The organism is Zoogloea sp., assembly GCF_030157465.1.
In the GTDB taxonomy this organism is placed as follows: Bacteria; Pseudomonadota; Gammaproteobacteria; order Burkholderiales; family Rhodocyclaceae; genus Zoogloea.
Genome location: NZ_JAOAUU010000016.1, coordinates 1 through 26,411 on the forward strand (window position 1 = coordinate 1; position 26,411 = coordinate 26,411).

The 26,411-nt window shown below is 64.7% G+C and carries 24 protein-coding genes; 11 read left to right on the forward strand and 13 right to left on the reverse strand.

Annotation, left to right across the window (positions count from 1 at the left end; genetic code table 11):
- On the reverse strand, nucleotides 1-719 hold a 719-nt coding region (locus Q1W26_RS02145; protein ID WP_300435249.1), incomplete at its 3' end, for a ferredoxin--NADP reductase.
- A 108-nt stretch (nucleotides 720-827) separates the two neighbouring features.
- Here Q1W26_RS02145 and Q1W26_RS02150 point away from each other — a divergent pair.
- Together Q1W26_RS02150 and Q1W26_RS02155 are read left to right on the forward strand one after the other, a co-directional pair.
- Nucleotides 828-1,754: a LysR family transcriptional regulator gene (locus Q1W26_RS02150; RefSeq protein WP_300435251.1), complete on the forward strand. Its 927-nt coding sequence runs from the start codon at nucleotides 828-830 to the stop codon at nucleotides 1,752-1,754.
- A 441-nt stretch (nucleotides 1,755-2,195) separates the two neighbouring features.
- Nucleotides 2,196-3,977, forward strand: a complete 1,782-nt coding sequence (locus Q1W26_RS02155; protein WP_300435253.1) for a PDZ domain-containing protein — start codon at nucleotides 2,196-2,198, stop codon at nucleotides 3,975-3,977.
- A 28-nt stretch (nucleotides 3,978-4,005) separates the two neighbouring features.
- Here Q1W26_RS02155 and Q1W26_RS02160 read toward each other — a convergent pair whose 3' ends face one another.
- The 4 genes from Q1W26_RS02160 to lexA form a co-directional block, all read right to left on the reverse strand.
- Complete coding sequence (locus Q1W26_RS02160; RefSeq protein WP_300435255.1) at nucleotides 4,006-5,382, reverse strand: MATE family efflux transporter; 1,377 nt, start codon at nucleotides 5,380-5,382, stop codon at nucleotides 4,006-4,008.
- Between the two features lie 25 nt (nucleotides 5,383-5,407).
- On the reverse strand, nucleotides 5,408-6,889 hold the full coding sequence (locus Q1W26_RS02165) for a DNA polymerase Y family protein (RefSeq protein ID WP_300435257.1): 1,482 nt from the start codon (nucleotides 6,887-6,889) through the stop codon (nucleotides 5,408-5,410).
- Nucleotides 6,825-7,595, reverse strand: coding sequence for a translesion DNA synthesis-associated protein ImuA (gene imuA / locus Q1W26_RS02170; protein WP_300435260.1), 771 nt, complete (start codon nucleotides 7,593-7,595; stop codon nucleotides 6,825-6,827). The genes Q1W26_RS02165 and imuA overlap by 65 nt, the downstream gene beginning before the upstream one ends.
- An 85-nt stretch (nucleotides 7,596-7,680) precedes the next feature.
- Nucleotides 7,681-8,283, reverse strand: coding sequence for a transcriptional repressor LexA (lexA, locus tag Q1W26_RS02175; protein WP_300435262.1), 603 nt, complete (start codon nucleotides 8,281-8,283; stop codon nucleotides 7,681-7,683).
- A 298-nt stretch (nucleotides 8,284-8,581) separates the two neighbouring features.
- On the opposite strand from lexA, the gene Q1W26_RS02180 reads away from it, so the two are divergent.
- From Q1W26_RS02180 to Q1W26_RS02190, 3 genes are all read left to right on the forward strand, one after another.
- Complete coding sequence (locus Q1W26_RS02180) at nucleotides 8,582-9,169, forward strand: peroxiredoxin (protein ID WP_366143625.1); 588 nt, start codon at nucleotides 8,582-8,584, stop codon at nucleotides 9,167-9,169.
- The gene (locus Q1W26_RS02185) at nucleotides 9,135-9,614 is read left to right on the forward strand and encodes a peptidylprolyl isomerase (RefSeq protein WP_300435264.1); all 480 of its coding nucleotides are present in this window, start codon (nucleotides 9,135-9,137) and stop codon (nucleotides 9,612-9,614) included. Before Q1W26_RS02180 ends, Q1W26_RS02185 begins: the two co-directional genes overlap by 35 nt.
- 204 nt (nucleotides 9,615-9,818) lie before the next feature.
- Nucleotides 9,819-11,837 (forward strand): ABC transporter ATP-binding protein, encoded by a 2,019-nt coding sequence (locus Q1W26_RS02190; protein ID WP_300435300.1) that lies wholly within the window; start codon nucleotides 9,819-9,821, stop codon nucleotides 11,835-11,837.
- Between the two features lie 58 nt (nucleotides 11,838-11,895).
- Here Q1W26_RS02190 and Q1W26_RS02195 read toward each other — a convergent pair whose 3' ends face one another.
- The gene (locus Q1W26_RS02195) at nucleotides 11,896-13,344 is read right to left on the reverse strand and encodes a transglycosylase SLT domain-containing protein (protein ID WP_300435266.1); all 1,449 of its coding nucleotides are present in this window, start codon (nucleotides 13,342-13,344) and stop codon (nucleotides 11,896-11,898) included.
- A gap of 205 nt (nucleotides 13,345-13,549) precedes the next feature.
- On the opposite strand from Q1W26_RS02195, the gene Q1W26_RS02200 reads away from it, so the two are divergent.
- Nucleotides 13,550-14,506, forward strand: coding sequence for a diguanylate cyclase (locus Q1W26_RS02200; protein ID WP_300435268.1), 957 nt, complete (start codon nucleotides 13,550-13,552; stop codon nucleotides 14,504-14,506).
- On the opposite strand, the gene gloB is transcribed toward Q1W26_RS02200, so the two are convergent.
- Nucleotides 14,507-15,268, reverse strand: a complete 762-nt coding sequence (gene gloB / locus Q1W26_RS02205; protein WP_300435270.1) for a hydroxyacylglutathione hydrolase — start codon at nucleotides 15,266-15,268, stop codon at nucleotides 14,507-14,509. It lies immediately after the preceding gene.
- A gap of 46 nt (nucleotides 15,269-15,314) precedes the next feature.
- On the opposite strand from gloB, the gene Q1W26_RS02210 reads away from it, so the two are divergent.
- From Q1W26_RS02210 to dnaQ, 3 genes are read left to right on the forward strand one after another with little or no spacing between them, the layout of a single operon-like run.
- On the forward strand, nucleotides 15,315-16,088 hold the full coding sequence (locus Q1W26_RS02210) for a class I SAM-dependent methyltransferase (RefSeq protein WP_300435272.1): 774 nt from the start codon (nucleotides 15,315-15,317) through the stop codon (nucleotides 16,086-16,088).
- Nucleotides 16,075-16,548, forward strand: a complete 474-nt coding sequence (rnhA, locus tag Q1W26_RS02215) for a ribonuclease HI (protein ID WP_300435274.1) — start codon at nucleotides 16,075-16,077, stop codon at nucleotides 16,546-16,548. Before Q1W26_RS02210 ends, rnhA begins: the two co-directional genes overlap by 14 nt.
- Nucleotides 16,545-17,270, forward strand: coding sequence for a DNA polymerase III subunit epsilon (gene dnaQ / locus Q1W26_RS02220; protein WP_300435276.1), 726 nt, complete (start codon nucleotides 16,545-16,547; stop codon nucleotides 17,268-17,270). The genes rnhA and dnaQ overlap by 4 nt, the downstream gene beginning before the upstream one ends.
- Before the next feature lie 9 nt (nucleotides 17,271-17,279).
- Here the strand turns inward: dnaQ and Q1W26_RS02225 are convergent, their stop codons facing one another.
- Nucleotides 17,280-18,032 carry a fused MFS/spermidine synthase gene (locus tag Q1W26_RS02225; protein ID WP_300435278.1) on the reverse strand — a complete coding sequence of 251 codons (753 nt, stop codon included), beginning with the start codon at nucleotides 18,030-18,032 and terminating at the stop codon, nucleotides 17,280-17,282.
- 89 nt (nucleotides 18,033-18,121) lie between these two features.
- On the opposite strand from Q1W26_RS02225, the gene Q1W26_RS02230 reads away from it, so the two are divergent.
- The gene (locus Q1W26_RS02230) at nucleotides 18,122-18,424 is read left to right on the forward strand and encodes a hypothetical protein (RefSeq protein WP_300435281.1); all 303 of its coding nucleotides are present in this window, start codon (nucleotides 18,122-18,124) and stop codon (nucleotides 18,422-18,424) included.
- Between the two features lie 8 nt (nucleotides 18,425-18,432).
- Here the strand turns inward: Q1W26_RS02230 and Q1W26_RS02235 are convergent, their stop codons facing one another.
- The 4 genes from Q1W26_RS02235 to Q1W26_RS02250 all read right to left on the reverse strand — a co-directional run bounded on the left by Q1W26_RS02235 (nucleotide 18,433) and on the right by Q1W26_RS02250 (nucleotide 24,175).
- Nucleotides 18,433-19,380 carry a hypothetical protein gene (locus Q1W26_RS02235; protein ID WP_300435283.1) on the reverse strand — a complete coding sequence of 316 codons (948 nt, stop codon included), beginning with the start codon at nucleotides 19,378-19,380 and terminating at the stop codon, nucleotides 18,433-18,435.
- 6 nt (nucleotides 19,381-19,386) lie between these two features.
- Nucleotides 19,387-21,918, reverse strand: coding sequence for a DNA mismatch repair protein MutS (mutS, locus tag Q1W26_RS02240; RefSeq protein ID WP_300435286.1), 2,532 nt, complete (start codon nucleotides 21,916-21,918; stop codon nucleotides 19,387-19,389).
- Between the two features lie 293 nt (nucleotides 21,919-22,211).
- Nucleotides 22,212-23,591 carry a nicotinate phosphoribosyltransferase gene (locus Q1W26_RS02245; protein WP_300435288.1) on the reverse strand — a complete coding sequence of 460 codons (1,380 nt, stop codon included), beginning with the start codon at nucleotides 23,589-23,591 and terminating at the stop codon, nucleotides 22,212-22,214.
- A gap of 2 nt (nucleotides 23,592-23,593) precedes the next feature.
- Nucleotides 23,594-24,175 (reverse strand): isochorismatase family protein, encoded by a 582-nt coding sequence (locus Q1W26_RS02250; protein ID WP_300435290.1) that lies wholly within the window; start codon nucleotides 24,173-24,175, stop codon nucleotides 23,594-23,596.
- A 142-nt stretch (nucleotides 24,176-24,317) separates the two neighbouring features.
- Here Q1W26_RS02250 and guaA point away from each other — a divergent pair, with 142 nt between their 5' ends.
- Nucleotides 24,318-25,880 carry a glutamine-hydrolyzing GMP synthase gene (gene guaA, locus Q1W26_RS02255; RefSeq protein WP_300435292.1) on the forward strand — a complete coding sequence of 521 codons (1,563 nt, stop codon included), beginning with the start codon at nucleotides 24,318-24,320 and terminating at the stop codon, nucleotides 25,878-25,880.
- Between the two features lie 260 nt (nucleotides 25,881-26,140).
- Here the strand turns inward: guaA and Q1W26_RS02260 are convergent.
- Nucleotides 26,141-26,411: hypothetical protein (locus Q1W26_RS02260; protein WP_300435295.1), on the reverse strand; the 271-nt coding region annotated here is incomplete at its 5' end.

The window sequence follows — 26,411 nt, forward strand, 5'->3', positions numbered from 1 at the left end:
GAAATCTTGAAGCCGCGCGCATCGAGCATCTTGCAGGTGTCGTCGAGCATGGCCGGGCTGCCGCAGATCATCGCCCGATCGAGCGCCGGGTCGAGGGGCGGCAGGCCGGTATCCTCGAAGAACCTGCCGGTGGTGATCAGGTCGGTGACGCGGCCCTGGTTGCGAAATTCCTCGCGGGTCACGGTGGGGTAATACACCAGCTTGTTCTTCACTTCCTCGCCAAAGAACTCGTTCTCGGGCAGGGCCTGTTCGATGAACTCGCTGTAAGCCAGTTCGGACACATAGCGCACGCCGTGGAGCAGCACCACCTTCTCGAAGCGCTCGTAGGTTTCCGGATCCTGGATCACGCTCATGAACGGTGCCAGGCCGGTGCCGGTGGCAAACAGGTAGAGGTTGCGGCCGGGCAGCAGGTCGTGCAGCACCAGCGTGCCGGTGGGCTTCTTGCTGATGATGATCGGGTCGCCCGGCTGCAGGTGTTGCAGGCGCGAGGTGAGCGGGCCGTTCTGCACCTTGATGCTGAAGAATTCCAGGTGTTCTTCGTAGTTGGGGCTGGCGATGCTGTAGGCGCGGGTCAGCGGGCGGCCGTCCACTTCCAGGCCGATCATCACGAACTGGCCGTTCTCGAAGCGCAGCCCGGCATCGCGGGTTACCTTGAAGCTGAACAGGGAGTCGTTCCAGTGACGGACATCAAGGACGGTTTGCGTACTCAGTTTGCTCATGGCTGCGCCTGTATCGTTTGTTGTGTTGCAGCAATTCTAGCGGGCAGAATAAATCTGTAAAATGGATTGTATCGATATAAATATTCGGTTTTGTAGATATATTTCCCAATGAAATACACCCTTCGCCAGCTTGAAATCTTTGTGGCCGTGGCCCGTCACGAGAGCGTTTCGCGGGCCGCCGATGAACTGGCCCTGTCCCAGTCGGCCACCAGCACGGCGCTGGGCGAACTCGAACGCCAGTTCGACACCCAGCTTTTCGACCGCATCGGCAAGACGCTGCGCCTGAATGAACTGGGGCAGGTCCTGCAGCCCCACGCGGTGCAGCTGATTGAGCACGCCAGTGAAATCGAGACCCTGCTGGCCAGAAAGACCGACTTCGGCCCGCTGAAGATCGGCGCCACCCTTACCGTGGGCAACTATCTGGCCACCCTGATTGCGGCCGATTTCCTGCGCCTTCATCCGAGCGCCCAGGTGAGGCTGTCGGTTCACAATTCCGCCACCATCGTCCAGCAGCTCACCCATTACGAGCTGGACCTGGGGTTGATCGAAGGCAGTTGCCGTCACCCGGACCTGGTCGTCGAACCGTGGGTCGAGGACGAACTGGTGGTGTTTTGCGCACCGGCTCACCCGCTGGCCCACGGCAGGCCGGTGAGCATGCTCGAGCTGGCCGGCCAGGACTGGATCCTGCGGGAGCAGGGCTCCGGCACGCGGGAAACCTTCGATCAGGCCCTGCGCCACTTCAATGGCAATCTCAATGTACGCCTCGAGCTGGAGCACACCGAGGCGATCAAGCGCGCGGTGGAGAGCGGCCTTGGCATCGGCTGCATCTCCCGGCTTGCCCTGCGCGAGGCCTTTCGGCGGGGCAGCCTGACCGAGGTGCACACACCTGATCTGGATCTGCGGCGCCAGTTTCAGTTTGTGACCCACCGACGCAAGTACGTGACGGCGGGCATGCGCGAGTTCGTCGCCCTGTGCCGCAAGATGACCGCCGGTGTGGCGCGCAGCGACCTGATAAAACTGCCTTTCATTCCATGATCCACAGGCCCTGGATAACCCACATTCAGGGTGGGCAAGGCTGTGGATAAACTGTGAGGGGCACTGTCATGCCGCGGAAACAAAAGGGTTTTTTCTGGTTGCCTAAAAATAGAGCAATGTTGTTGTTTTGAGGTTTTGAATAGTTTTTATCTATGCACACAAAACCGGGGATAAGCTGTGGATAAGCTGTGTGGAAGGCTCTCAGGCTTTTGAAATTAAAGGAATTAATATTGGCGCCTCAAAATGGTGCAGGTTTTTTGAGGTGTTGAAATGTCCGAGTTTTCCCCATCGCACGTGGGCAAAGGTGTGGAAAAACTGTGAGATAGACCGCCAAGACCCTAAACCATAAGGCTTTTTAATGATTGCCTAAAAATGAGGCAGGCCGTGTTTTGGGCGGCGCAGTAAAATCGGCGCCTTCTTCAATTTGCCCGCGCCGCCCTGATGACTGCACCCGTTCGCTACACCATCCAGGCCACCCAGCCGGCCGCCCATCTTTTCGAAGTGACGCTGAGCCTGACCCGTCCTGATCCGGCCGGGCAGGTGTTCAGCCTGCCGGCGTGGATTCCCGGCAGCTACATGATTCGCGAGTTCGCGAAGAACGTCGTCAGCCTGTCGGCCCGGGCCGGTGGCAAGGCCGTGCCGGTGGCCAAGCGCGACAAGCACAGCTGGCAGTTGCCGGCCGGTATCGAAGGCCCGGTTACCCTTATCTACACGGTGTACGCGTGGGATCTGTCGGTGCGCACCGCCCACCTCGACCCGACCCACGGTTTCTTCAATGGAACCAGCGTTTTTCTCTGTGCCCACGGCCACGAAAACGCGCCGCAGCATGTGGACATCCGCCCGCCCAAAGGCCTGGAGGACGCAGGCTGGCGCGTGGCGACGAGCCTGCCGGAGGCGCTGGGAGAGAAGGGCGCCGCGGAGCGCTACGGCTTCGGGCTGTACCAGGCGCAAAACTACGACGCGCTGATCGATCATCCGGTTGAAATGGGCAACTTTGCGCTGGCCGAGTTCGACGCCTGCGGCGTGCCCCACGCGGTGGCGATCACCGGTCGCCACGATTGCGACATGACGCGTCTGGTGGATGACCTCAAGCCGGTCTGCGAAGCCCAGATTCGCCTGTTTGGCGAGCCGGCGCCGATGGATCGCTACGTGTTTCTGGTGATGGCGGTGGGCGATGGCTACGGTGGCCTCGAGCACCGGGCGTCCACCGCGCTCTTGTGCAGCCGCGCCGACCTGCCCTGGGCCGGCATGGAGGCGCAGTCGGAGGGCTATCGCCAGTTTCTCGGCCTGTGCAGCCACGAGTATTTCCATACATGGAACGTCAAGCGCATCAAGCCCGCAGCCTTCGTGCCCTACGATCTGACGCAGGAAAACTACACCCGCCTGCTGTGGGCCTTCGAGGGCTTTACGTCCTACTACGATGACCTGATGTTGCTGCGCAGCGGCCGGATCACCGAAAAGGATTACCTGGCGCTGCTGGGCAAGACCATCAGCCAGGTTCACAAGGGCAGCGGCCGCCACAAGCAGAGCGTGGCCGAATCCTCCTTCGAGGCGTGGACCAAGTATTACCGCCAGGACGAGAACAGCCCCAACGCCATCGTCAGCTACTACACCAAGGGCGCGCTGGTGGCGCTGCTGCTCGACCTGCGCCTGCGGGCCGGGAGCAAGGGCGCCACCAGCCTCGACGATCTGATGCGCGCCCTGTGGCAGCGTCACGGGCTCAGTGGCCTTGGCGTGGCGGAGGACGGCATCTTTGCGCTGGCGAGCGAAATCGGCGGCGCGGAAGTGGGCAACTGGTTGCGTGAGCTTGTCGAGGGAACCGCCGAATTGCCGCTGGAAAGCGGGCTTGCACGTGCCGGCATTGCCCTGGCCTGGGAGGCCTCAGGCGAGGCGCCGGGCATCGGTGTGCGCACCATTGCCGACGGCGACACGCTCAAGCTTGCCAACGTTTACGACGGCGGATCGGCCCAGGCGGCCGGGCTGTCGGCGGGCGATGTGCTGGTTGCGCTGGACGGGCTGAAGCTTGGCGCCGGCAATTTCGACAAACTGCTGGCCCGCCGCATTGCCGGCGACAGCGTGGAAATCCACGTCTTTCGCCGCGACGAGTTGATGCGCTTTGACGTGGAGCTCAAGGCCGCGCCAAAAGACATCGCCAAACTGACCTTATCCGAGGATGCCCCGGCGCCTGCCCTGGCCTTGCGCGAGGGCTGGCTGAAGGGCTGATGCGTGTGCCTTGAGGGGGCTGTGCTTGTCAGGCGGGCCTGGCCGCGTGGTTTTTTGAGGCCAGGTGCAGGTAGCCGCCGAACAGCGCGGCGGCGGCCATGTTGCTGAGCACCGCAGCCTGCCAGAAGCCGGCCACCCCCTGCGGCGGCAGCAGCGCGCCCAGTCCGGAAAAAGCCAGCCCGTAGCCGCCGCCAAGGCCGATGCCCCAGAAGCACAGGGTGTGGATGAGCATCGGCCCGACGGTGATTTTGTAGCCGCGCAGGGCGTGGGCCGCAACGGTCTGGATGGCGTCGAAGAACTGGTACAGGCAGATGTAGATCACCAGCGAGCTGGCCAGCTCGCGCACGGCCGGGTCGGCGGTGTAGGCAGCCATGACCGGATCGCGGGCCAGCCACATGACGATGCTGACCAGCGTCGACAAGCCCGTGGCGAGCACGATGCCGACCTTGGCGGCACGCCGGGCGCCCGCGCCGTCGCGCCCACCCACGGCCTGCCCGACCAGCACCAGCGTGGCGATGGCCAGGGCCAGCGGCAGCATGTAGATCAGCGCCGAAAGATTGCCGACGATGCGGTGCCCGGCCACCACGCCGGCACCCAGCCGGGCCACCAGCAGGGCGATGAGGGTAAAGGCGGTGATTTCGACGAAGCTCGAAAACCCCATCGGCAAACCCAGGCGCAGCAGCTCGGCAAGGGTTTTGAAATGCGGCGGCTGCCAGCGGGAGAACAGGTGATAGGGCGCGTAGGCCGGTGTTCGGGTTACGTGCAGCAGCGCGGCAAAAAAGGCCAGCCAGGCGATGCACGCGCTGGAAACCGCGCAGCCGGTGCCGCCAAGGGGCGCGAAGCCGAGCTTGCCGTTGATCAGGGCCCACGAAAGGGGAATGTGCACCGCGGTGGCCGCAAGGCTGATGAACATCAGCACGCGGGTACGCCCGAGGGCGTTGGTGAAGGCATAGAAGGTGCGGTAGAGCAGCACCGCCGGCAGGCCCCAGGCGACGGTGGTGAGGTAGTCGCGGGCACGGCTTTCGACGGCGGGGCTCATGTCGCTGAGCTGCATCAGCCAGTCGGGCTGGCGCATGAAGAGCACGGCGGGAACGGTGAGGGCCAGGGCCAGCCAGAAACCCTGCTGCACGGACGGGCCGATTTCGTCGGTGCGGCCGGCGCCGACGTGGTGGGCAACGGTGGGCGCCACCGCCTGCAGAATGCCGACCATCAACATCACGATCGAAATGTAGATGCCGCTGGCGACGGCCACCGCGGCCAGGTCTTCCGTGCCGTAGCGGCCGGCGAGCACCGTGTCGCTGACCATCTGGGTCATCGACGAGAGCTGGGCGATGAGTACCGGCCAGGCGAGTTCGACGATGCGGCGGGAGAGGGATTGGGAGGGGGGCTGGGGCTGGGGCTTCATGGGCGGGGCGTAGTGTAGCGCGGCATCATGAAAAATAGCCGTGCAGAAACCAGCCGTGGGGCGGTCTCGATTCGCGAAAAACCCACACCAGGGTGTGATCCTGGCGGCTGGCGACGAAGTAGTCGCGGCTGATCTCGCCGTCGCTGCCATCCCACCAGCCGGATTCGATGCGCTCGGGGCCGGCGAGGATGTTTTCCGGTGCGGGGCGGGCGATCGGGCGGGGTTCGGGCAGAAGCCACAGGGGGCGCGGTGCGTTGGGCAAGGCTGCGGCCTGCCGGGCTGGTCCGGGCTGCAGTGCAGACGCTTGCGGATCGGTCTGGCGCCAGGCCTGTTCGGGGCGGTGATCCGGATGGGGGGCGAGGCAGTGCACGGCGGCGTTGCCCAAGCGGGCGCGCAGGGTGGCGAGGAGCAGGCCTGGATCGTTGTCTTCGCTGGCCTGGACATCGAAGAAATCGGTGCGCGGCGGCGCCATCGGCCGGGGGGCGTCGGCCTCGAGGCGCAGGGCCTCCACCGGCGCCGGTAGCGCCTTGCGGCTCAGGTGCTCGCGGGTCAGCAGCTGAAAACGCGCCATGTCCCGGGAGAGGGCGCCGAGGACGATCTCGATGCGGCTTTCCGGTTCATGGCCACGATGGATGCTGCCGATGCGCTCGAATTCCAGTATCAGCGTGAAGCGCTCAAGGCCGGCCTGGCGGGCGTCCAGCCAGCCGGAAAGTCCGGCGAGGAGGCGGCGCAGGCCGAACAGCAGGATATCTGTCTGGTCGCTGGGCGCGGGCAGGGGAAGACGGCTGCTGTAGTGCTCCGGCGGAACGAACCAGGGGCGTGGGTCGGGAAGCACTCCATAGGCACGGTCGAGCAGCGTGATGACGGCCCCGGCCTGACGCCGGGCCAGCCCGCTGCGCGGCAGGCGGCGGACGTCTGCCATGCAGCGGGCTCCGATGCCGGCGAGCAGCTCGAGGCTGTCGGCGCCCACCGTGTTTTCGTGGGCGAGTAGACCGAGCGGCAAAGGGTCGAGGGCGTCGGGCAGCCCGGCCGGGGTTTGCAGCAAGCTGCCTGCAGCGCCGCGGGCCAGCCAGCGGGCCGCCAGGGGCGTGGGGGCGACGGCCAGCTGGGCGGTGAAGCCGAGTTCGTCGAGACCGGCGCGGATGGCATCGCAGAGGGGCGCCAGCCCGCCAAAAAGGCGCAGGCTGGCCTGGATTTCGAGCAGCAGGGTGTCAGGTGGGTCGAGGCTGACGGAGGGGGTAAAGCAACCCGCCCAGCTGGCGATATCGGTGAGGGTGGCGAGCTCCTGGCGGAGATCCCGCTCGATCAGGCAGAGATCGGGCGCTAAAGCCAGAGCACCGGCGCGGCTGTGCCCTGTTGCCACGCCGCGTGCCATTGCCGCCGCATCCACCGCCACCACCCGCTGGCGCGGCCGGGGGCCGAGGACGGCCAGCGGCGGGCTGTCACTGCGCCCCCGCGTGAAGACTTGCAGGGCCAGGTCGGGCAGGTAGAGGGCGCACCAGAGCATGGATGGACGATTGGTGAGAGGCGGCGGCCGGCCGGGCCGGGTTTGTCGCGCGGCCGGGGCGGGGCGCGCCACCCGGCCAGGGCAGGTCGATGCCGAGTGGGCCGGCAAGTTGCGGCCCGCGGCGTTTCAGGATGCGCAGCTCAAGCCCGCCGCTCTGCGAAGTCAGGGCGATGCGCAGCACTGCCGGTGAGGGCTGGGAGGCTGTGCCTGCGGGGCGAATCAGGATCAGGGTGGTGGCGCTTTCTTCTGCGGCCAGTTGCAGGCGGCGCAGGGCGCCCATGTCGGCGTCGGCAAGCCACAGCAGGATGACCCCGCAACTGTGCGAGTTCAATGCCTGGCGGGCTGCCCAGCGGGCGTGGGCAGGGCTTTCGGCCTGGACCACGAGCAGTCGTTCGAGGGGCACGCCGGCGGCGGCCAGGGCTGGTGCGTAGGGCTGGCCGGGGGGCGCGATGCAGACGGCCCAGCGCCCGGCAGGCGTCCGGGCCAATATCGGCAGGAGCAGGCCGAGTTCGCCCACGCCGGCGTGGGGAACGAGCAGCTCGGTGAGTGCGCCGACCGGCCAGCCGCCGCCGGGCAGGGCTGCGTCGAGCTGCGCGTGGCCGGTGGGCAGACCGGGGGCGGTGGCTGTCGCCAGCCGATCACCCCGCCAGATCAGGTGATCGAGGCTGGAAGTGGGGCGGGATGCAACGGTGGCCAGGGCTGCCATGGGATGACCTGGTTGGACAGAATGGGGGCGGTGGAAATTTGCGTTTTGAGTTGAGTCTTGAGCCGGTAGTGCTCTTCAAAAAGCCTCAAAGGCTTTCGCTGCGGATCAGGCCAACGGCGAGGCCTTCGATTTCCAGTGGTGAATTGCGGGTGTCCACCACGATGGGTTCGAAGTCGGGGTTGGCGGGCAGCAGTTGGACGATGGGGCCCTTGCGCGACAGGCGCTTGACGGTGACATCGTCCTCGACGCGGGCGACGACGATCTGGCCGTCGCGGACTTCGGTTGTGCGATGCACTGCGAGCAGGTCGCCATCGAGGATGCCGGCGTCGCGCATGCTCTGGCCGCGAACCTTGAGCAGGTAGTCGGCCCGCGGGGAAAACAGGTTCGGATCGACCTGGTAGCGGCCCTGCATGTGTTCGGCGGCAAGAATGGGGCTGCCGGCGGCAACCCGGCCGATGAGCGGCAGGCCGAGGGCTTCCATCAGGCGGATGCCCCGTGCCCGGCCTTCTTCAAGGGTGATGACGCCCTTGGCGGCGAGGGCGCGCAAGTGGGTTTCCGCGGCATTGGGGGAGCGAAAACCGAAGAAAGTGCAGATTTCGGCCCGGGTGGGTGGGCGACCTTCGTGTTCGACGGTGTCGCGGATGAGTTGCAGGATTTCCTGCTGGCGGGCGGTAAGTTGGTCGGACATGGGTACTCCTTTAGTCTTGTGTAATTATATACAGGCATTTCGGTCTGGCAAGCAGCTGATTGTCGCAGCGCAAAATCGGGGCGCCGTGACAAACGTCAAATCGGAATGACAAAACACTTGAGACGCCGTCTCCGGTGGACTATTTCTTCAAGGACACGCCCTTTTTTGCACTGGCAGGGGCGTGCAGGAAAACAGGCAGCAGCGCACAAATAAAAAAAGAACAGCACGCAGTACGAGTCGGATAGCCCAATCAGCCTGGTTTCGTAGCCTGGAGCCACACCCCGCGGAGGAGTTTTTCATGCATGTCAGCCCCCAACACGCTTCGGGTAGAGTTCTCAAAGCGGCTCGGTTAGAATCCCCCGCCGAAGCGGTGGCCCTTTCCGAGGGTCAGTCCGTCCCGCTCTTTTCCCTGCCCGATGCCGACATGGAAATGTTCGATCTGGCATCGGTACTGGGTTCTCACCACGTGGTCCTGTATTTCTACCCCCGTGACAACACCCCTGCCTGCACCCGTCAGGCGATCGATTTTTCCGATCACGATGCCGATTTCGCCAAGGAAAAATGCATTGTGGTCGGCATAAGCCCGGACGATTGCCTGACCCACGCCGAGTTTCGTGATCAGCACGGCCTGTCGGTCGAGCTGCTCGCCGACGAAGATGGCGATGTGTGCAAGCTGTTCGGGGTGTGGCTGTCGGGGCAGGTGGAGGGCGTGACCAAGCGCAGCGTGCGCCGCTCGACCTTCATCATTTCCCGTGACGGCGTGCTCCGGCACGTGATGCATGATGTGAATCCGCGGGGCCACGCCGCAGAAGTATTTCAGCTGGTAAAGCAACTCAACTCAAGGAATGTAAATGGAAATCACCAAAAACACGGTCGTCACGCTTGAATACACGGTCAAGGATCCGGAGGGCAGCCTGATTGATGATGGCCACCATCCGCTGGTGTATCTGCATGGCGGCTACGACGGCATCTTCGCGGTGATCGAAGAGGCGCTGCAGGGCAAGAAGGTCGGTGACAACCTCAAGGTCAAGCTGCTTCCCGAAGATGCCTTCGGTGAATTCGACGAAGAGTTGGTGCTGGTGGAGGATGCGTCGATGTTCCCGGACAACATCGAAGTGGGCATGTCCTTCGAGCGCGTCGCCGAAGAAGGCGAGGAAGAGATTGTCTATCGCATCACCGACATTGCCGATGGCAAGGTGGTCGTGGATGGCAATCATCCCCTGGCCGGTACCGCGCTGATTTTCGACCTCACCGTCAAGGAAGTGCGCGCTGCCAGTGCCGAAGAAGTCGGCCATGGCCACGTGCACGGCGCAGGCGGTCATCACCACTGAGCGCGCCTGAATGAATCTGCTGCGCGGCCCGATTGCGCAACCTTGTTTCCTGTTGTGAGTTCGGGCCCGCCTGCCAGGATTTCTTCACAAGCGCTCGACGGCTTGCAGGCTGGCTCACCAGCCGCTTCAAGCCACTGACTTGAGCGGACCGCATTGCGGTCCGTTTTCTTTGATATGAACAGACTGGAAAAGCAGGGCCCGGCAATGCTTAAGGTCGAGCAGTTGCAGGTGGAGTTGGGGCCTCGCGGCAAGTCCGTGCGCCCCGTCGATGGCATCAGCTTCGAGGTTCCGGCCGGACGCACGCTTGCGCTGGTGGGCGAGTCGGGCTGCGGCAAGTCGATGACGGCTCTGGCCTGCATGCGTTTGCTGCCGGCCGGAGGGCGCATTGCCGGTGGCTCGGTCACCCTGGGTGGCGAGGCCCTGCAGGATCTGCCCGAAACGCGCATGCGCGAAATTCGCGGCAACGATCTGGCCATGATCTTCCAGGAGCCGGCCAGCAGTCTCAATCCCGTGATGACCGTGGGCGACCAGATTGGCGAGGTGCTGGTGCGTCACCGCGGCCTGCACGGTCAGCCGGCCTGGGACGAAGCGGAGCGCCTGCTCGCCGCGGTCGGCATTCCCGATCCGCTGCGCCGTTTGTCCGAATACCCTTTCCAGTTGTCCGGCGGCATGAAGCAGCGGGTGATGATTGCCATTGCCCTGGCGGGCGACCCCAAGGTGCTGATCGCCGACGAGCCGACCACCGCCCTCGACGTGACGATCCAGGCCCAGGTGCTCGACTTGCTGGCCGAACTCCAGCTCAGCCGCGGCATGGGCATGCTCCTGATCACCCACGACCTTGGCGTGGTGTCGCGCATGGCGCACCGGGTGGGCGTGATGTACGCAGGCGAACTGGTCGAGACCGGCGAGCGCGAAGATTTTTTCCGTGCTCCCCTGCACCCGTATTCCCGCAAGCTTTTTGCGGCGCTGCCCACGTCCGCCCAGCGCGGCCGGGCGCTGGAAACGCTGGTCGGCCAGGTGCCGCGCCTTGGCGTGCAGCAGGCCGGCTGCCGCTTTGCCGATCGCTGCCCGCAGGTTCAGGACGTGTGTCGCCGCACTGCACCGGCCATGTTCCAGGTTGGGGATCAGGCCGTCCGCTGCCACATTTATGATCCGGCCGGGCGCATGGGCTGGGTGGCGTTGCCGCCAACTGTGTCCGCACCGCACTCCCGCCAGTCAAATAGTGGCATCGCGCTCGATGTGGAGGCCCTGGAAGTCCACTTTCCGGTTCGCAAGGGCTTGTTCCGCCGGGTGGTGGGGCATGTCAAGGCTGTCGATGGCGTTTCGCTCCACGTGCCGGCAGGCCAGACTCTGGCCCTGGTGGGCGAATCCGGTTGTGGCAAGACCACCGCCGGCAAGGCCCTGCTCAATCTGGTACCGGCCAGCGGCGGCAGCGCCCGTTACGGCGATCACGAACTGCTGGCGCTTTCACCGCGCCAGTGGCAGCCGCTGCGGCGTGATCTGCAGATGATCTTTCAGGATCCCTTCAGCTCGCTCAATCCGCGCATGCGGATCGGCGAAATCCTGGAGGAGGGCATGCTGTCCCTCGCCGTCGAGGCGAACGCCGCGGCCCGATCGGAGAAAATCGATGCCCTGCTGCGCCGGGTGGGCCTCGATCCGGCGATGCGCAATCGTTTTCCCCATGAGTTCTCCGGCGGTCAGCGTCAGCGCATCGCCATCGCCCGCGCCCTGGCCGTGTCGCCCAAATTGATCATCTGCGACGAGCCGACCAGCGCCCTCGATGTGTCGGTGCAGGCCCAGATCCTCAACCTGCTGCGCGATTTGCAGGCCGAGTACGGGCTGTCTTACCTGTTCATCACCCATAACCTGGCGGTGGTGGATTACCTGGCCCATCATGTGGCGGTGATGTACCTGGGGCGAATCGTCGAGCGGGGAAGTGTCGAGGAGGTGCTACGCAACCCGCGTCATCCCTACACGCGCATGCTGCTGGCGGCCGTGCCGCGGGTTGATGTGCCGGGCGCGCCACGATCCCCGATGAGGGGTGAGGGGAAAGATACGGGCGTCACCCGGGGTGACATGCCTTCACCCTTGAACCCGCCCGCCGGCTGCCATTTTCACCCGCGTTGCAGCGAAGCCACAGACCTGTGCCGGACTGAATATCCGGACGAGACGCGCCTGTCGACGACTCGCGTCGTGCGCTGCCATCTGGTTCATCTGGTTTAAGTCACACCCAGAGTATCAATGAAGAAGGCCGCCTTTTCAGCGGCCTTCTTCATGAGTTTCAGCGATGTTTCTTTGGGGGGCTGGGCGGCGCCTTGGGTGCTGCTTTTGTTTGCGCCTTTGCTGGCGCTTTCTCCGTCGCCTTGCCGCGGGCAGCAGGCGCAGGGGCCGCACTGACCGGCAGCTTGCGCTCGATGACCTGCAGCCGTCCGCCCTTGCCACGAACCACGGTGCGCTGGATCAGGGCACGGGGCGGGGGCGGAGGGGGCGGTTCGACGGCGCCCGCCTGGGGCCGGTTGGGCATCAGGCTGGACAGGCTGATACGCTCGCCCTCGCTTTCGGAGGGCACGATCAGCGTGTAGCCCGTGCCGATGCGTGCCCGGGGTGACAGGCCGTTCACCTGACGCAGCCGGCTGGCGGAAATGCCCAGGCGGTCGGCCACGCCTTCCAGCCCTTCGCCTTCGCGCAGTTCGTAGGTTTTCCAGCTGGCGCTGGCCGGATCATGTCTTTGCAGATTGATGAGGAAGGCCTCGACCTTGTCGGCCGGGATCACCAGCGACATGGAACCGCCGTTTGGCAGGATGGGACGCTTGTAGCCAGGATTAAGCGCCAGGATTTCTTCCACCGGTGTTTCGGCCAGCCGGGCTGCGGTGGCCAGGTCGAGGGGCGTGCGGCTTTCGACGGTGAGGAAATAAGGCCGGTTGGGAATTGCAGGAAGATTGATGCCGAAAAGCTCGGGCTGGGCGACGATGTTTTTCAGTGCCTGGAGCTTGGGCACGTAGTAGCGCGTTTCGCCCGGCATGTTGAGGTGCTGGTATTCGGTGGGCAGACCGGCGGCCCGGTTCTTGGCCACCGCGCGGCCAACCGCGCCTTCCCCCCAGTTGTAGGAGGCCAGCGCCAGGTGCCAGTCGCCATGCATTTCGTAGATGGTCTGCAGGTAATCGAGGGCCGCGTTGGTCGAGGCGATCACGTCGCGCCGCTCGTCCACCCACCAGTTTTGCTCCAGGCGGTAGCTCTTGCCGGTGGAGGGAATGAACTGCCACAGGCCGGACGCCTGCGCGGAGGACAGGGCCATCGGATTGAAGGCGCTCTCGACCATCGGCAGCAGGGCCAGTTCGGTGGGCATGCCGCGGCGCTCGAGCTCCTCGACGATGTGATAGAGGTAGCGCTGGCCGCGGGTGAAGATTTGCCGCAGGGCCCCGGGGCGGTTGATGTAATAGATTTGACGGTCGGTGACCAGATCAGTGTTCAGATCAGGCATCGAGAAGCCGCGACGCATGCGCTCCCACAGATCGTCGGGTTCGATCGTCAGGTCGATGGTGGGGACCCTGACATGCTGCTCCCTGATTTCGACGGCCTGAGGCGGTGAGGCTGCGGGGTCGTCTAACAGCGAGCTGGCTTGCAGGAGCCGTGGCGAAGTGTCTTCGCCGGCACGGCTGTCGGGGCTCTGGGCCATCAGCGGGCTGGCGCCCAGAAGAGACAGAAGCAGCGCGATAACTCTCGGAAACATCAGGTTTTGTCGCGCGAAAAGCAAAGGCGGGATTTTATCCGTCTGCAGCTGGAGGGGTCAAACGTACAACCATGCCGACCAGCCGTGAAGCCCATGCTACAGACAGGGCCGGAATCCGTTAAAGTACGCGCCGAGCCGACAAGGCACCCGCGCCGGGCAAAGGTTTGCGCCGAGTAATCCAGGAAAACCATTCGAGATCCCTTCCGTGAAAGCACTGCTGATAGAGGACACCCTGACAAGTGCCACCCTGGTCTCCCATCAGTTGCGCAAGATCGGGATTGAACCGATCGTTGCCCGAAACGGTGAAACGGGCATCGAGCTTTACAAGCAGGAACACCCCGACCTCATCCTTCTGGACATCATCATGCCCGGCATGGATGGTTTTGAGGTGGCCCGGCGCATTCGCCAGCTGGAGCAGTTTGGCGAATGGACACCGATCATCTTTCTGACCGCCCGCACCAGTGATGCCGACCTCGAAAAGGCGATCAGCGTGGGTGGCGACGATTACCTGATCAAGCCGGTTTCCGAAACCGTGCTGGCTGCCAAGGTGAGGGCCATGCAGCGCATCGCCCAGATGCGTTTTTCGCTGCTGGTGCTGACCCGCAAGCTCGACGATGCCAACCAGGAGCTCACCCGCCTGTCGTCCCTCGACGGCCTGACGGGCATTTCCAATCGCCGGCAGTTCGACGAAACCCTGCTGCGCGAGTGGCGTCGCCTGGGTCGCCAGGGCCGGCCCCTGTCGATGCTGTTGTGTGACGTGGATTACTTCAAGCAGTTCAATGACGGCTACGGTCACCAGGTGGGCGATGAATGCCTCAAGGCTGTGGCGCGTACCCTGAAAGACACCCTGCGCCGCCCGGCCGACCTGGTGGCCCGCTATGGTGGCGAGGAGTTCGCGGTCATTCTGCCGGACACCGAAATCACCGGCGCCCTGCAGGTCGCCGAGGCCATGCGTTCAGCCGTGGAAGGGCTGAACATCACCCATCGCTATTCGAAAGGCGGCAGCGTGGTGACGATCAGCATCGGCGTGGCGTCGACAACGCCTTTGCGCACCGGCTCCGATTCGAGCGTTCTGCTCAAGCGCGCCGATGATGCGCTCTATCAGGCCAAGCAGGCCGGGCGCAACCGCATTGCGGCTGCGGTGGTTTCGGCAATCGACTGATCAGAAACGGTTTTTCCATTCGCGCAGCGCGGCAAAAACCTCAACAGGCGACGTAAGACTGCGGCCAGCCTGGGTTTCGGCCTGGCGGATGACGGCCGGCTCGTGGGTGCGAAGGAAGGGGTTGGTCAGCATTTCGCCAGACAGCGGAAAGGGCACGGTCGGCTGGTTTTGAGCGCGCATGGCCTCGCTTGCGGCGATGCGTTCGCTGATCGCGCCGTTGGCGGGTTCGACCGCGGCGGCAAAGGCCAGGTTCGACAGCGTGTACTCGTGGGTGCAATACACCCGCGTGTCGCCGGGCAGAGCCGCCAGTTTTTGCAGCGAATCGAACATCTGGGCCGGTGTGCCTTCAAAGAGCCGTCCACAGCCGGCGGCAAACAGGGTGTCACCGCAAAACAGCGCCGACTCGCCGTAGTAGCCGACGTGGCCGGCGGTGTGGCCGGGAATGTCGAACACGCGGAGTTCAACGCCCAGCCCGGGCAGGCGCACCACATCGCCCTCGCCAACCGGATGGTCGATGCTGGCAATGTCCTCCAGCGCCGGGCCATAGACCGGAACCGGCGCCAGGGCCAGCAGTTCGGCCACGCCGCCGACGTGGTCGGGGTGGTGATGGGTGATGAGAATGGCGGCGAGCGTCAGGCCTTCGTCGGCGAGGTAGCGCAGCACCGGGGCGGCTTCGCCCGGGTCTACAACCACGGCACACGCGCCGGCACGCAGCAGCCAGATATAGTTATCGCGAAACGCGGGAAGAGGGATAATCGTCATCCGGTAATTGTAGCCCGAGTGCCATCTTGCGCCCCCGTTTCTCCTGATGACCCAGCCCGAATCCTTTCCCGGTCTCCATGCCTGGCTCGATACGCCGCTGGGGCGTTACGTGATGAACTGGGAGGTGGCGCGTTTCGACGTGCTGGTGGCGGATATTTTTGGCTACAACGCGGTGCAGCTGGGCGTGCCGGAGTTCGACTTCCTGCGGGCCAACCGAATGCCGTTCCGCTTTCGGGCCGGAGCGGGCGACGTGTTGGTCGAAACCGATTACGCGGCCTTGCCCTTTGCGGCGGGCAGCGTCGATCTGGTGGTGTTGCCTCATGTGCTGGAATTCGCCGCCAATCCGCATCAGGTCTTGCGTGAAGTGGAGCGTGTGCTGGTGCCCGAGGGGCATGTGGTGATCGCCGGTTTCAATCCGGTGAGCCTTTTCGGGCTCAAGCGCATGCTGGCCGGCGAGGACTGCGGCTATCCGTGGCACGGTCAGTACTTGTCCACACGCCGCCTCAAGGACTGGCTGGCGCTGCTCAGTTTTGATACTGCGAGTCAGGCGTCTGGCTGTTTCGTGCCGGCGCTGGCGCAGCAAACCTGGATCGACCGCCTGGGCTGCCTTGACCAGGCAGGCGAGCGCTGGTGGCCGATTGGCGGCGGGGTCTACATCATCCACGCCATCAAGCGGGTGCACAGCATGCGGCTGATCATGCCGAAATGGGATCGCAAGGCCAGGGCGCGGTCGCTGGCACCATTGATTCAGAAAACGGGTGGCCCGGCCAAGGGGCCCTCGCAAAAAACAACCGACGAGAGAAATTTTGGACGAGATTGATATTTTTACCGACGGTGCCTGCTCGGGCAATCCGGGGCCTGGCGGCTGGGGGGCGATCCTGCGCGCCGGCCCGCACGAGAAAGAACTGTGGGGCGGCGAGCCGGCCACCACCAACAACCGCATGGAGCTGCTGGCCGTGATCCGCGCCCTCGAGGCGCTCAAGCGCCCGGTCACGGCGCGGGTGCACACCGACTCGCAGTACGTGCAGAAGGGCATTTCGGAGTGGATTCACGGCTGGAAGGCACGTGGCTGGAAAACCGCCTCCAAGGCTCCGGTCAAGAATGAAGACCTGTGGCGGGCGCTCGATTCAGAAGCCGCGCGTCACCGGATCAAATGGCTGTGGGTAAAGGGGCACGCCGGCCACGTGGAAAACGAGCGGGCCGACGCGCTGGCCCGGCGTGGCGTGGACGCTGTCAAAAAGACCGGCAAGATTGTTGAGGCAGGAGATACAAACGCATGAGACAGATCGTTCTGGATACCGAAACCACCGGCCTCGACTGGAAGAGCGGCGACCGGGTCATCGAAATCGGTTGCGTCGAACTGGTGGATCGCAAGCTCACCGGCCGGCATTACCACGTCTACATCAATCCCCAGCGGGCCATCGACCCGGGCGCAATGGCGGTGCACGGCATCACCAACGAGTTCCTGGTGGACAAGCCCGTGTTCAAGGATGTGGTGGCGGAGTTTGAAGAGTTCGTCGCCGACGGCGAACTGGTGATTCACAACGCAACGTTCGACGTGGGTTTTCTGAATTACGAACTGGGCCTGCTGGGCCGGCCGCTGCTTTCGGCCATCTGCCCGAACGTGATCGACACGCTCAAGCTCGCCAAGGAACAGAACCCCGGCAAGAAGGCGTCCCTCAACGCGCTGTGCTCGTTCTACGAGATCGACAACACCCACCGCACGCTGCACGGCGCGCTGCTGGACGCGGAACTGCTGGCCGATGTTTACCTGGCCATGACCCGCGGTCAGGAGAGCCTCATGATGCTGCTCGAGGAGCCGGCGCCGCAGGCGGACGACGGCGAAGGCGGCGCCATGTTCGAACGTCCGCCGCTGCGTGTGCTGCGGGCGACGGACGATGAACTGGCTGGCCACGACAAGGTGCTCGGCGAGATTGCCAAGGCGACCAAAGGCCATTGCCTGTGGATGCCGCCAGAGCCGGCCTTGGCCACCGCCGGCTGATTTTTCGCTTCAGAAGCTGATGTTGCCAGCCGGCGCGAGGCCGGCTTTTTCCAGCCGCTTGAGCGTCGGCGCAAGGTCGAGCCCCGTTGCGGCCTTCAGCGCGGCAGCCTGTTCGCGCAGTTCGATCAGGCTGCGTTCGACCGGCTCGCCGGCCGCGGCAAAGGCCACCACGTTGCCGCTGGCAACCGGCGCCAGGGCCAGCACCCGGCCGTCGAAAGCCTTGCCGAGGCGCTGGAGCTGGGTTTTGTAGCCGCGCAGCTGGCCGAACAGGTTGGCCACCAGCAGGCCCTGTTCCGACAGGCGGGCCTGGCAGGCTTCGTAAAAGGCCTGGCTGGCCAGCGCGCCGGCGCGGGCATTGCGATCAAAGCCGTCCACCGCGATCAAGTCCCAGTGGGTGGTGTCGTTAGCAATAAACGCGGCACCGTCGCCAATCACGATTTCGAGCCGCTCGTCCTCGCCGGGCAGCTTGAAGAACTGGTGCGCAACGGCATGCACTTCCGGTGCAATTTCGACGACCGTGGTGCGCGCATCGGGCAGGTGGCGATGGACGAACTTGGTGAGCGAACCGGCGCCCAGCCCGATCAGCAGCACCCGGCGCGGCCAGGGCGCATCGCGCAGCAGGAGGCCCGCCATCATCTCGCGGGTGTAGTCGAGTTCGAGGGCGTCGGGCTTTCTGATGCGCATTGCGCCCTGGACCCATTCGGACCCGAAATGCAGATAGCGGACGCCGGATTCTTCGCTGATGTCGATCGGTGTGGTCATGGTGTAACGGGTGTATGCTGCGGTGCAATATAGGAATTTTTCATGCCTGCAACCCGGCATGAAAAACGTGAATTTCAAGGAAAAGAGCGATGTCGACCTTCGAGAACTTCAACCAGGAACTGGCTTCCATCGATATGGAGATCGCCCGGCTGGCGCAATTGTGCGGTATTCACATGCTTGAGCCGGGTGTTGCCGAGGCGGTGCTGCGCGGCGACAGCAGCCTGTGTAACACCACCAACCCGATTGCCTGGGAAAAGCTGCGTGGTCTGCTGGTGCTGCATTACCACGTGGTCCATGAAGCCGTTGCCACCGACGGTGTCGAGGCTGCGGCCGAAAGCGTTCGGCTGGCGCTGCAAAGCGTGCGTGAGCGCATGCGTCCCAAGCAGCAATAAACTCGGTTTCAATCGCCTTGCCGGGGCGAATAATCCCTGGGCCAGAAACGGAACAGCGGTTTCTCGCCCGGCGTCACCTCCACCTTCACCCAGCCCATGAAGGGTGAGCCCCAGGTTTCCAGGCGGGTGAAGTTTGCCACCCGCTGCCCGGACGGTTCGCGCAGGGGCGTGTCGACGCGGTGGAAGTGGCTGTCGCCGTGCACCAGCAGCACCTGACCATCGAAGCGCTTCGTTTCTGTCAGCAGTTGCGTGAGCAGTTCGTAATAGCCCCGGCGCGGCCGCCCGGCGCTGAAATCCTCGATGTCCGGGTTGGCCTGCATGATTATCACGATGCCTTCGAGCCTGAGTGCCCGGGCCCGCGTGAAGGCGGCGGCGATCCAGGCTTTGACGGCTGCACTGCGCTGCAAAAACTCCTCGCCCGGCGTGCTTCCCTTGCCAAAATTGTTGTTGCTGCCCGGTACGTTGAGGGTAAGGAACAGCAGCGGGCCGATCTGCCAGCGCTGGTGTTCGGGCCAGTTTGAAAAAACCGGGTCGTCGGCCTGGGTTTCGACGGCCAGCGGGTAGCGGCCCAGGGTTTGCCGCGGCTTGGCAAAGAACAGCTGGCGCAGCCGGCCCAGCCGTTCGAGCGGATCGTAGGCGCCGTTGCTGCTCCTGTGGCAGTCGGTCCAGTCGTTGTCGCCGGGAACGAACACGAAGGGATGCCGGCTTGTCTGGAACACGGCCAGGCGCTCGTTGAAGAGCGCGTCGTCGCAGCGCTCGCCGCCACTCTTGAGATCGCCGTCGTGGATCACCACCTTCAGCGGCTCGGCGTCCATTTCGGCGATGAGCGCCGGCAGGTGGCGACGCTCGAAGCCGTTGTAGGGCGTGTCGCCGAAGACGCCGAAGCTGAACGGCTCCGCGGCCTGGGCCACAACGGCCAGGAAGGCCGCGCAGCAGGCGATGGTGTTTTTAAGCATTAAAAATCAATTGCTCAAGCGCTTCAGTTCATAAAGTGCTTCAAGCGCTTCGCGCGGGGTCAGCGCGTCAGGATCAATGCCGGAAAGGGCGCCCAGCACCGGGTGCGAAGGCGCTTCCGGTTCGTCCGGCGGCAAGCTGGCAAACAGGTCGGCCTGGGGGCCGGCGCTCACTTCTCGGTTTTCCAGCGCCCGCAGGCGGCGTTTGGCGTCGCGCACCACCGCCGCCGGAATGCCGGCCAGCGCGGCCACTTCGATCCCGTAGCTCTGGCTGGCCGGGCCTTCTTCCAGGGCGTGCAGAAAAACGATGCCGTGGTTGTGCTCCACGGCGTCGAGGTGCACGTTGGCGCACTCGGGGTAATCCTGGGCGAGCCGGGTGAGCTCGAAATAGTGGGTGGCGAACAGCGTCCAGCAGCGGTTCTTGTCGAGCAGGTGGCGCGCAATGGCCACCGCGAGGGCCACGCCGTCGAAGGTGGAGGTGCCGCGGCCGATCTCGTCCATCAGCACCAGGCTCTGGTCGGTGGCGCCGTGCAGGATGGCGGCGGCTTCGGTCATCTCGACCATGAAGGTGGAGCGTCCGGAGGCAAGGTCGTCCGACGCGCCGATGCGGGTGAAGATGGCGTCGATGGGCCCGATGCGTGCGGCCGTGGCCGGCACGAAGCAGCCCACGTGGGCGAGCAGCACGATCAGCGCAACCTGGCGCATGGTGGTGGATTTACCGCCCATGTTGGGGCCGGTAATCAGCAGCATGCGGCGCGTGGGGTCGAGGCGGCAATCGTTGGCGATGAAGTTTTCCACCTGGCGCTCAACCACCGGGTGACGCCCCGCCACGATGTCGATGCCGGGCTGGTCACTGAAATTCGGCATCGCATAGCCAAAGCGGGCGGCCGCCTCGGCAAAGGCGGCAAGGCCGTCGAGCACGGCACAGGCGCGGGCGATGCGCTGGAAGCGCTGGATGTCGCTGGCAAGGCGCTCGAGCACCTCCTCGTAAAGCAGCTTTTCGCGGGCGAGGGAGCGCTCCTGCGCCGACAAGGCCTTGTCCTCGAAAGTCTTGAGTTCCGGCGTGATGAAGCGCTCGGCGTTTTTAAGGGTTTGCCGGCGGCGGTAGTCGTCGGGCAGATCGCCCTTGGCGGCGTTGGCGGCACTGATTTCTATATAGAAACCATGCACCCGGTTGAACTCGACCTTCAGGTTGGCGATGCCGGTGCGTTCGCGTTCGCGCGCTTCAAGCTCCAGCAGGAAAGCGCCGCAGTTGGTCTGGATACCGCGCAGCTCGTCGAGGTCGGCGTCGAAACCCTCGGCGATCACGCCGCCGTCGCGCAGCACGGTGGAGGGTTCGGGGGCGATGGCGCGGACCAGCAAATCCAGGGATTCCTCGGGCGTGGCAAGCTCTTCGAGCATGCGCACCAGCAGCGGTGCCTGCGGCGTGCCGAGGGCCGCGCGCAGTTCGGCGAGGCGGCCGATGCTGTCGCGCAGGGCGGAGAGATCCCGCGGGCGGGCGCTGCGTAGTGCGACGCGGGCGGTGATGCGCTCGATGTCGGACACGCCGCGCAGCACGCGACGGGCGGTTTCCGCCGCACCTTCCATCAGTTCGCCGACGGCGGCATGGCGATGGCCCGCGGCGCTGCGATCGCGTAGCGGGTGGTGCAGCGCGTGGCGCAGCCAGCGCGTGCCCATGCTGGTCGCGCAGGTGTCGAGCAGCGAGAGCAGGGTGGGGGCGGCTTCGCCGCGCAGGGTCTCGGTGATTTCGAGGTTGCGCCGGGTGGCCGCATCCAGGCGCAGGAAGGCGCTGTCGCGCTCGGTGGTGAGCGCCGTGATGTGGGCCAGGGCCTGGCGCTGGGTGGCGCGGGCGTAGTCGAACAGTGCGGCCGCAGCCGCCAGCGCCACCGGCATGTCGTCGGCGCCAAAGCCGGCCAGGTCGCGGGTGCCAAAGTGGGTAGTCAGCAGGCGGCGGGCGGTTTCGGCATCGAACTGCCAGTCGGCCAGGCGGCGCAGGGTGGGCGAGAGCTGCTCGAGCAGCGGCAGGCGCAGGCCGTCGGGAATCAGCACCTCGGCCGGACGCAGGCGTTCAAACTGGGCGGCGAGCTGCGGCGCGTCGCATTCCATGACCCGGAAATCACCATTGGCGAGGTTGAGCCACGCCAGGCCCAGCACGCCGCGATGAAGGTTTATCGCCAGCAGCGGCGCGTCGGCCTTGTCGTCGAGCAGCGCGGCATCGGTGAGCGTGCCCGGCGTGACGATGCGCGCCACGGCGCGTTCCATCGGCCCCTTGGTGGCGCCCGGGTCGCCCACCTGCTCTGCAATCACCACCGATTCGCCCAGCTTGACCAGTCGTGCCAGGTATTGCTCGACCGCATGGTGCGGCACCCCGGCCATCTTGATCGGCTGGCCGTTGGACGAACCGCGGGTGGTCAGCGTGATGTCCATCAAGCGCGCGGCCTTCTCGGCGTCCTCGAAGAACAGCTCGTAGAAGTCGCCCATGCGGTAGAAAAGCAGGGTGTCGGGGTGGTCGTTTTTAATCCGAAGATATTGGACCATCATGGGCGTATGGCCCTGCAGGCGTGCTTCCAGATCTTCCGAAGCACCCGCTTTTTCTTTTGAGATCAATCTATTACCTAAAATCTTGAGAGTGACCCGGTTGGCCGGGCGTCGGTGGGGCGGTTCAGTCCTTGTGCCGGTGCAGAGCGGGCGGCAAGTCTGGGGCAGGGCGCGAGTTTACCGGGGCGGGGCGTCCCGAGCTACGGCAAGATCGCGCCGCGTGTGCTGCCACGGCGGGTGGCGCAGCTGAAACCGGGCGCAGGGCGGGGCATTGCGGTTGGTTGCGTTTGTTCCGCTCACCCGCAGCCCGCCCCATTCACGACAGGCCTGACGGGCGCCACCCGCCGCTGGTCCACCTGCCGGGCGAGATCGTGCAGGGCGGGGCACACTTCGACGGAATACGGCGGGGCGGGGGTCAGAGCGCGTTGCGCCGGCGAAAGTCCGGCCAGTTGCGCGACGAGCCGCTCGCGGATTTCGGCCAGCGACGGCGCGGGCGCCAGGCGGCGGCCGGCGGCCATCACGGGTTCCAGAAGCGGGAGCCCGGGCTGGGTGTTGCCTTCGAGCGTAAGCGCGTCGCCGGCCATAAGCCCCGCGGAGTCGAAGCGCCGGAACACCTGCTTGCGTCCCGGCCAGGTGGTTTTGCCTTCCGAATGCTTGCGCCGCGCGATTCCCCGGTATTCCTGCATCTTGTAGGCGCAATCGAGGTAGGGGTGGTCGGCCGAGGTGTTCATGCGCGTGCCGACGCCAAAACCGCCGATGGGCGCACCGGCCGCCACGAGGGCGCTGACCGCGTATTCGTCGAGGTTGCCGCTGGCAAAGATGGCGATGTCGGGCAGGCCGCCCGCGTCGAGGATTTCACGCACCCGGCGGGCGTGTTCGCCCAGGTCGCCGCTGTCGAGGCGCACGGCCTGGATGACAATGCCCTCGCGGGCAAGCCGGTGGGCGAGGGGGACGATGGCACGGGCCGCTGCCTCGGTGTCGTAGGTGTCGATGAGCAGCGTGCAGGCCGCGGGATACGAGCGGGCAAAGTGTTCGAAGGCGGCCACTTCGGAGTCGTGGGCCAGCACGAAGGAGTGGGCCATGGTGCCGGCAAGCGGAATGTTCCAGCGCACGCCGGCCAGCACGTTGGAGGTGCCGTCAAAGCCGGCCAGAAAGCTCGCCCGGGCCGACAGCAGCCCGGCTTCGGCGCCGTGGGCGCGACGCAGGCCGAAATCGATCAGCCGGCGGCCTGGCGCCGCCAGTCGCACGCGTGCCGCCTTGGAGGAGATCAGGGTTTGAAACTGCAGCAGATTGACGATGCGGGTTTCCACCAGCTGGGCTTCGCGTAGCGGCGCCACGATGCGCAGAATGGGTTCGTCGGGGAAGAACAGGGTGCCTTCGGGCATGGCCTGAACGTCGCCGGTAAAGCGCAGGTTGGCCAGGGAATCGACGAAGGCTTTGCTGAAGCGCCCGCATTGGGCGAGCCAGGCCAGTTCGTCGGCATCGAACCGGAGGGCTTCGAGGTAATCGACGAGCTGCGCGAGCCCGGCCGCCACCAGAAAATTGCGGCCTTCCGGCAGCTTGCGGGCAAAGAACTCGAATACCGCGGTGTCGTTCATGTCCTGGTCGTGGTAGGCCTGGAGCATGGTGAGCTGATAGAGATCCGTCAGCAGCACGGAATCGGCATTCACGCCCATGATCAGTCCTCGCAGACCAGGGCGCCTTCTGCACGCATCCTTGCCACCGCCCGCTCACCGTCGCCCGCCTGGGCATCGACTGCACGCACGGCGCGCAGCAACAGCACGACTTCGTAGCCCAGCCGGCGCGCGTCGAGCACCGAGTTGAGCACGCAATAATCGGTTGCCACCCCGCCCACGAAAAGCCGCCTGACGCCCAGCGCCTGCAGTTGCGCGTGCAGGCTGGTTCCGGCGAAGGCGGAGTAGGCGTCGATTTCGGACGTGTCGGCCTTGGTGACCACATGCACGTTGGCCGGCAGTTCGAGCCGGGGATCGAACGCGGCGCCGGGGGTGTCGGCAACGCAGTGGGGCGGCCACACCCCGCCCTGGGGCTGGAATGAACAGTGATCGGGTGGATGCCAGTCGCGGCTGGCGAAGACCGGCAGGGATTGCGCCGCCAGGCGGCCGATCCAGGCGTTCATCGGTTCGATGACCTGATCGCCAAAAGGCACGGCCAGACTTCCGCCGGGAAGAAAATCCCGTTGTATATCAACGATCAGGAGCGCATCGCCCGGCCCCGGAGGGAGAGGAGAAAGTGCAGACATCGCGAACCTCCTTGAAAAGGAAAAGCCCGCTCAAATTGTACTCCCCGCCCCGAAGCCCCACGCTGAAGTCGCGCCAACGGGCACCCGCGCGCCCGTGACGGTATAATTATCGGTTTCCCGTCTTCATCCTACGGAACCCGCCGTGCACAAGAAAATCCTGATCCTCGATTTCGGCTCCCAGGTCACCCAGCTCATCGCCCGCCGCGTGCGCGAGCAGCAGGTGTACTGCGAAATCCACCCCTACGACGTGTCGGACGAATTCGTCCGCAACTTTGCGCCCCAGGGGATCATCCTGTCCGGCGGGCCCAACTCGGTTTATGCCGCCGAAGAGGTCAAGGCGCCCCAGGCCGTCTTTGAAATCGGCGTGCCGGTGCTGGGCATTTGCTACGGCATGCAAACCATGGCGGCCCAGCTGGGCGGCAAGGTTGAAAGCTCCGGCAAACGCGAGTTCGGTTACGCCGAAATCCGCGCCCGCGGCCACTCGGCCCTGTTCCGCAGCATCCAGGACCGGACCAACGATGAAGGCCACGGCCTGCTCGACGTGTGGATGAGCCACGGTGACAAGGTCACCGAGCTGCCCCCGGGCTTCAAGGTCATCGCCTCCAACGAATCCACCCCGCTGGCCGCCATGGCCGACGAGGCGCGCAAGTTCTACGCGGTGCAGTTCCACCCGGAAGTCACCCACACGATCAAGGGCAAGGAAATGATCGCCCGTTTCGTCCACGACATCTGCGGCTGCCAGCACGACTGGAACATGCCCGACTACGTGAACGAAGCCATCGAGAAGGTTCGCGCCCAGGTGGGCAGCGACGAGGTGATCCTGGGCCTGTCCGGCGGTGTCGATTCTTCCGTGGTTGCCGCCCTGCTGCACAAGGCGATTGGCGACCAGCTGACCTGCGTGTTCGTGGACAACGGCCTGTTGCGCCTCAACGAGGGCGAGATGGTCATGGAGATGTTTGCCCGCAACCTGGGGGTCAAGGTGATCCACGTGGATGCCACGGCGCAGTTCATGGGCCACCTGGCCGGCGTGTCCGACCCGGAAGCCAAGCGCAAGATCATCGGCCGCGAGTTCGTCGAAGTCTTCCAGGCCGAAGCGGCCAAGCTGCCCAACGCCAAGTGGCTGGCTCAGGGCACCATCTACCCGGACGTGATCGAATCTGCCGGCGCAAAAACCGGCAAGGCCCACGCCATCAAGAGCCACCACAACGTGGGCGGCCTGCCGGATACGCTCAACCTCAAGCTGCTCGAGCCGCTGCGCGAACTGTTCAAGGATGAAGTCCGCGAACTGGGCGTGGCCCTCGGCCTGCCGCGGGAAATGGTCTATCGCCACCCCTTCCCGGGCCCGGGCCTGGGCGTGCGCATCCTCGGCGAAGTGCGCCAGGATTTTGCCGACCTGCTGCGCCGTGCCGACGCCATCTTCATCGACGAACTGCGCGCCGCCGACTGGTACGACAAGACCAGCCAGGCCTTCGCCGTCTTCCTGCCGGTAAAGAGCGTTGGCGTGATGGGCGACGGCCGCACCTACGAATACGTGGTGGCCCTGCGCGCCGTGCAGACCGCCGACTTCATGACCGCCCACTGGGCCGAGCTGCCGCACAGCCTGCTGGGCAAGGTGAGCAACCGCATCATCAATGAAGTCCGGGGTATCAACCGCGTTGTTTACGACATCAGCGGCAAGCCGCCGGCAACGATCGAGTGGGAGTGATTGGGCGTCTGGCACCGGCTGGCATCGAGTAGCACTAGAAAGCAGCTAAGCCCGCGTAAATGCGGGCTTTTTTGTTATTTCGTCCGGCACTGGCTGGCAATCTTTGGTATCGCCAAGCGCGTCCAACCGCACATGTGGTTCGTTTGATTCTTGAGGGGCGCCCTCTTCAGGTTGGTTACCGTCGCTGTCTCTCATAACTCGGGCTGTTTCACCAAGGTTCGGTACGCCCCTACGTCAGACAAGAGTTGGCACCTCAAGAGTCAAACCGGGCCGTTTAGTTCTGCTTGGTTATCCACCCATACCTGAGCTTGCCAGTTCCGACGATGCCAGGGTCTTGTGGCCGCACCCCCCAACTGCACCGAGATTTGACTGATGGGGGGCACGAGTCCAATTCGATAGGTCGCCAAGCCATTTGTCCATAAAACAGTCGTTTTTCGGACAGTTCCAAGTGCGACCTGTATCGCTGGCCGATGCCTTTGTCGGTTGACAGAGTTAATGAAATTCTTGCCAAGATAGTGAAAAATTAGTGAC

Excerpts from the sequence above, each read along its gene's own strand:
- Q1W26_RS02150 (WP_300435251.1), top strand. The coding sequence starts at position 828 with ATGAAATACACCCTTCGCCAGCTTGAAATCTTTGTGGCCGTGGCCCGT.
- Q1W26_RS02155 (WP_300435253.1), top strand. The coding sequence starts at position 2,196 with ATGACTGCACCCGTTCGCTACACCATCCAGGCCACCCAGCCGGCCGCC.
- Q1W26_RS02160 (WP_300435255.1), bottom strand. The coding sequence starts at position 5,382 with ATGAAGCCCCAGCCCCAGCCCCCCTCCCAATCCCTCTCCCGCCGCATC.
- Q1W26_RS02165 (WP_300435257.1), bottom strand. The coding sequence starts at position 6,889 with ATGCTCTGGTGCGCCCTCTACCTGCCCGACCTGGCCCTGCAAGTCTTC.
- imuA (WP_300435260.1), bottom strand. The coding sequence starts at position 7,595 with ATGGCAGCCCTGGCCACCGTTGCATCCCGCCCCACTTCCAGCCTCGAT.
- lexA (WP_300435262.1), bottom strand. The coding sequence starts at position 8,283 with ATGTCCGACCAACTTACCGCCCGCCAGCAGGAAATCCTGCAACTCATC.
- Q1W26_RS02180 (WP_366143625.1), top strand. The coding sequence starts at position 8,582 with ATGCATGTCAGCCCCCAACACGCTTCGGGTAGAGTTCTCAAAGCGGCT.
- Q1W26_RS02185 (WP_300435264.1), top strand. The coding sequence starts at position 9,135 with ATGGAAATCACCAAAAACACGGTCGTCACGCTTGAATACACGGTCAAG.
- Q1W26_RS02190 (WP_300435300.1), top strand. The coding sequence starts at position 9,819 with ATGCTTAAGGTCGAGCAGTTGCAGGTGGAGTTGGGGCCTCGCGGCAAG.
- Q1W26_RS02195 (WP_300435266.1), bottom strand. The coding sequence starts at position 13,344 with ATGTTTCCGAGAGTTATCGCGCTGCTTCTGTCTCTTCTGGGCGCCAGC.
- gloB (WP_300435270.1), bottom strand. The coding sequence starts at position 15,268 with ATGACGATTATCCCTCTTCCCGCGTTTCGCGATAACTATATCTGGCTG.
- Q1W26_RS02210 (WP_300435272.1), top strand. The coding sequence starts at position 15,315 with ATGACCCAGCCCGAATCCTTTCCCGGTCTCCATGCCTGGCTCGATACG.
- dnaQ (WP_300435276.1), top strand. The coding sequence starts at position 16,545 with ATGAGACAGATCGTTCTGGATACCGAAACCACCGGCCTCGACTGGAAG.
- Q1W26_RS02225 (WP_300435278.1), bottom strand. The coding sequence starts at position 18,032 with ATGACCACACCGATCGACATCAGCGAAGAATCCGGCGTCCGCTATCTG.
- Q1W26_RS02230 (WP_300435281.1), top strand. The coding sequence starts at position 18,122 with ATGTCGACCTTCGAGAACTTCAACCAGGAACTGGCTTCCATCGATATG.
- Q1W26_RS02235 (WP_300435283.1), bottom strand. The coding sequence starts at position 19,380 with ATGCTTAAAAACACCATCGCCTGCTGCGCGGCCTTCCTGGCCGTTGTG.
- mutS (WP_300435286.1), bottom strand. The coding sequence starts at position 21,918 with ATGATGGTCCAATATCTTCGGATTAAAAACGACCACCCCGACACCCTG.
- Q1W26_RS02245 (WP_300435288.1), bottom strand. The coding sequence starts at position 23,591 with ATGGGCGTGAATGCCGATTCCGTGCTGCTGACGGATCTCTATCAGCTC.
- Q1W26_RS02250 (WP_300435290.1), bottom strand. The coding sequence starts at position 24,175 with ATGTCTGCACTTTCTCCTCTCCCTCCGGGGCCGGGCGATGCGCTCCTG.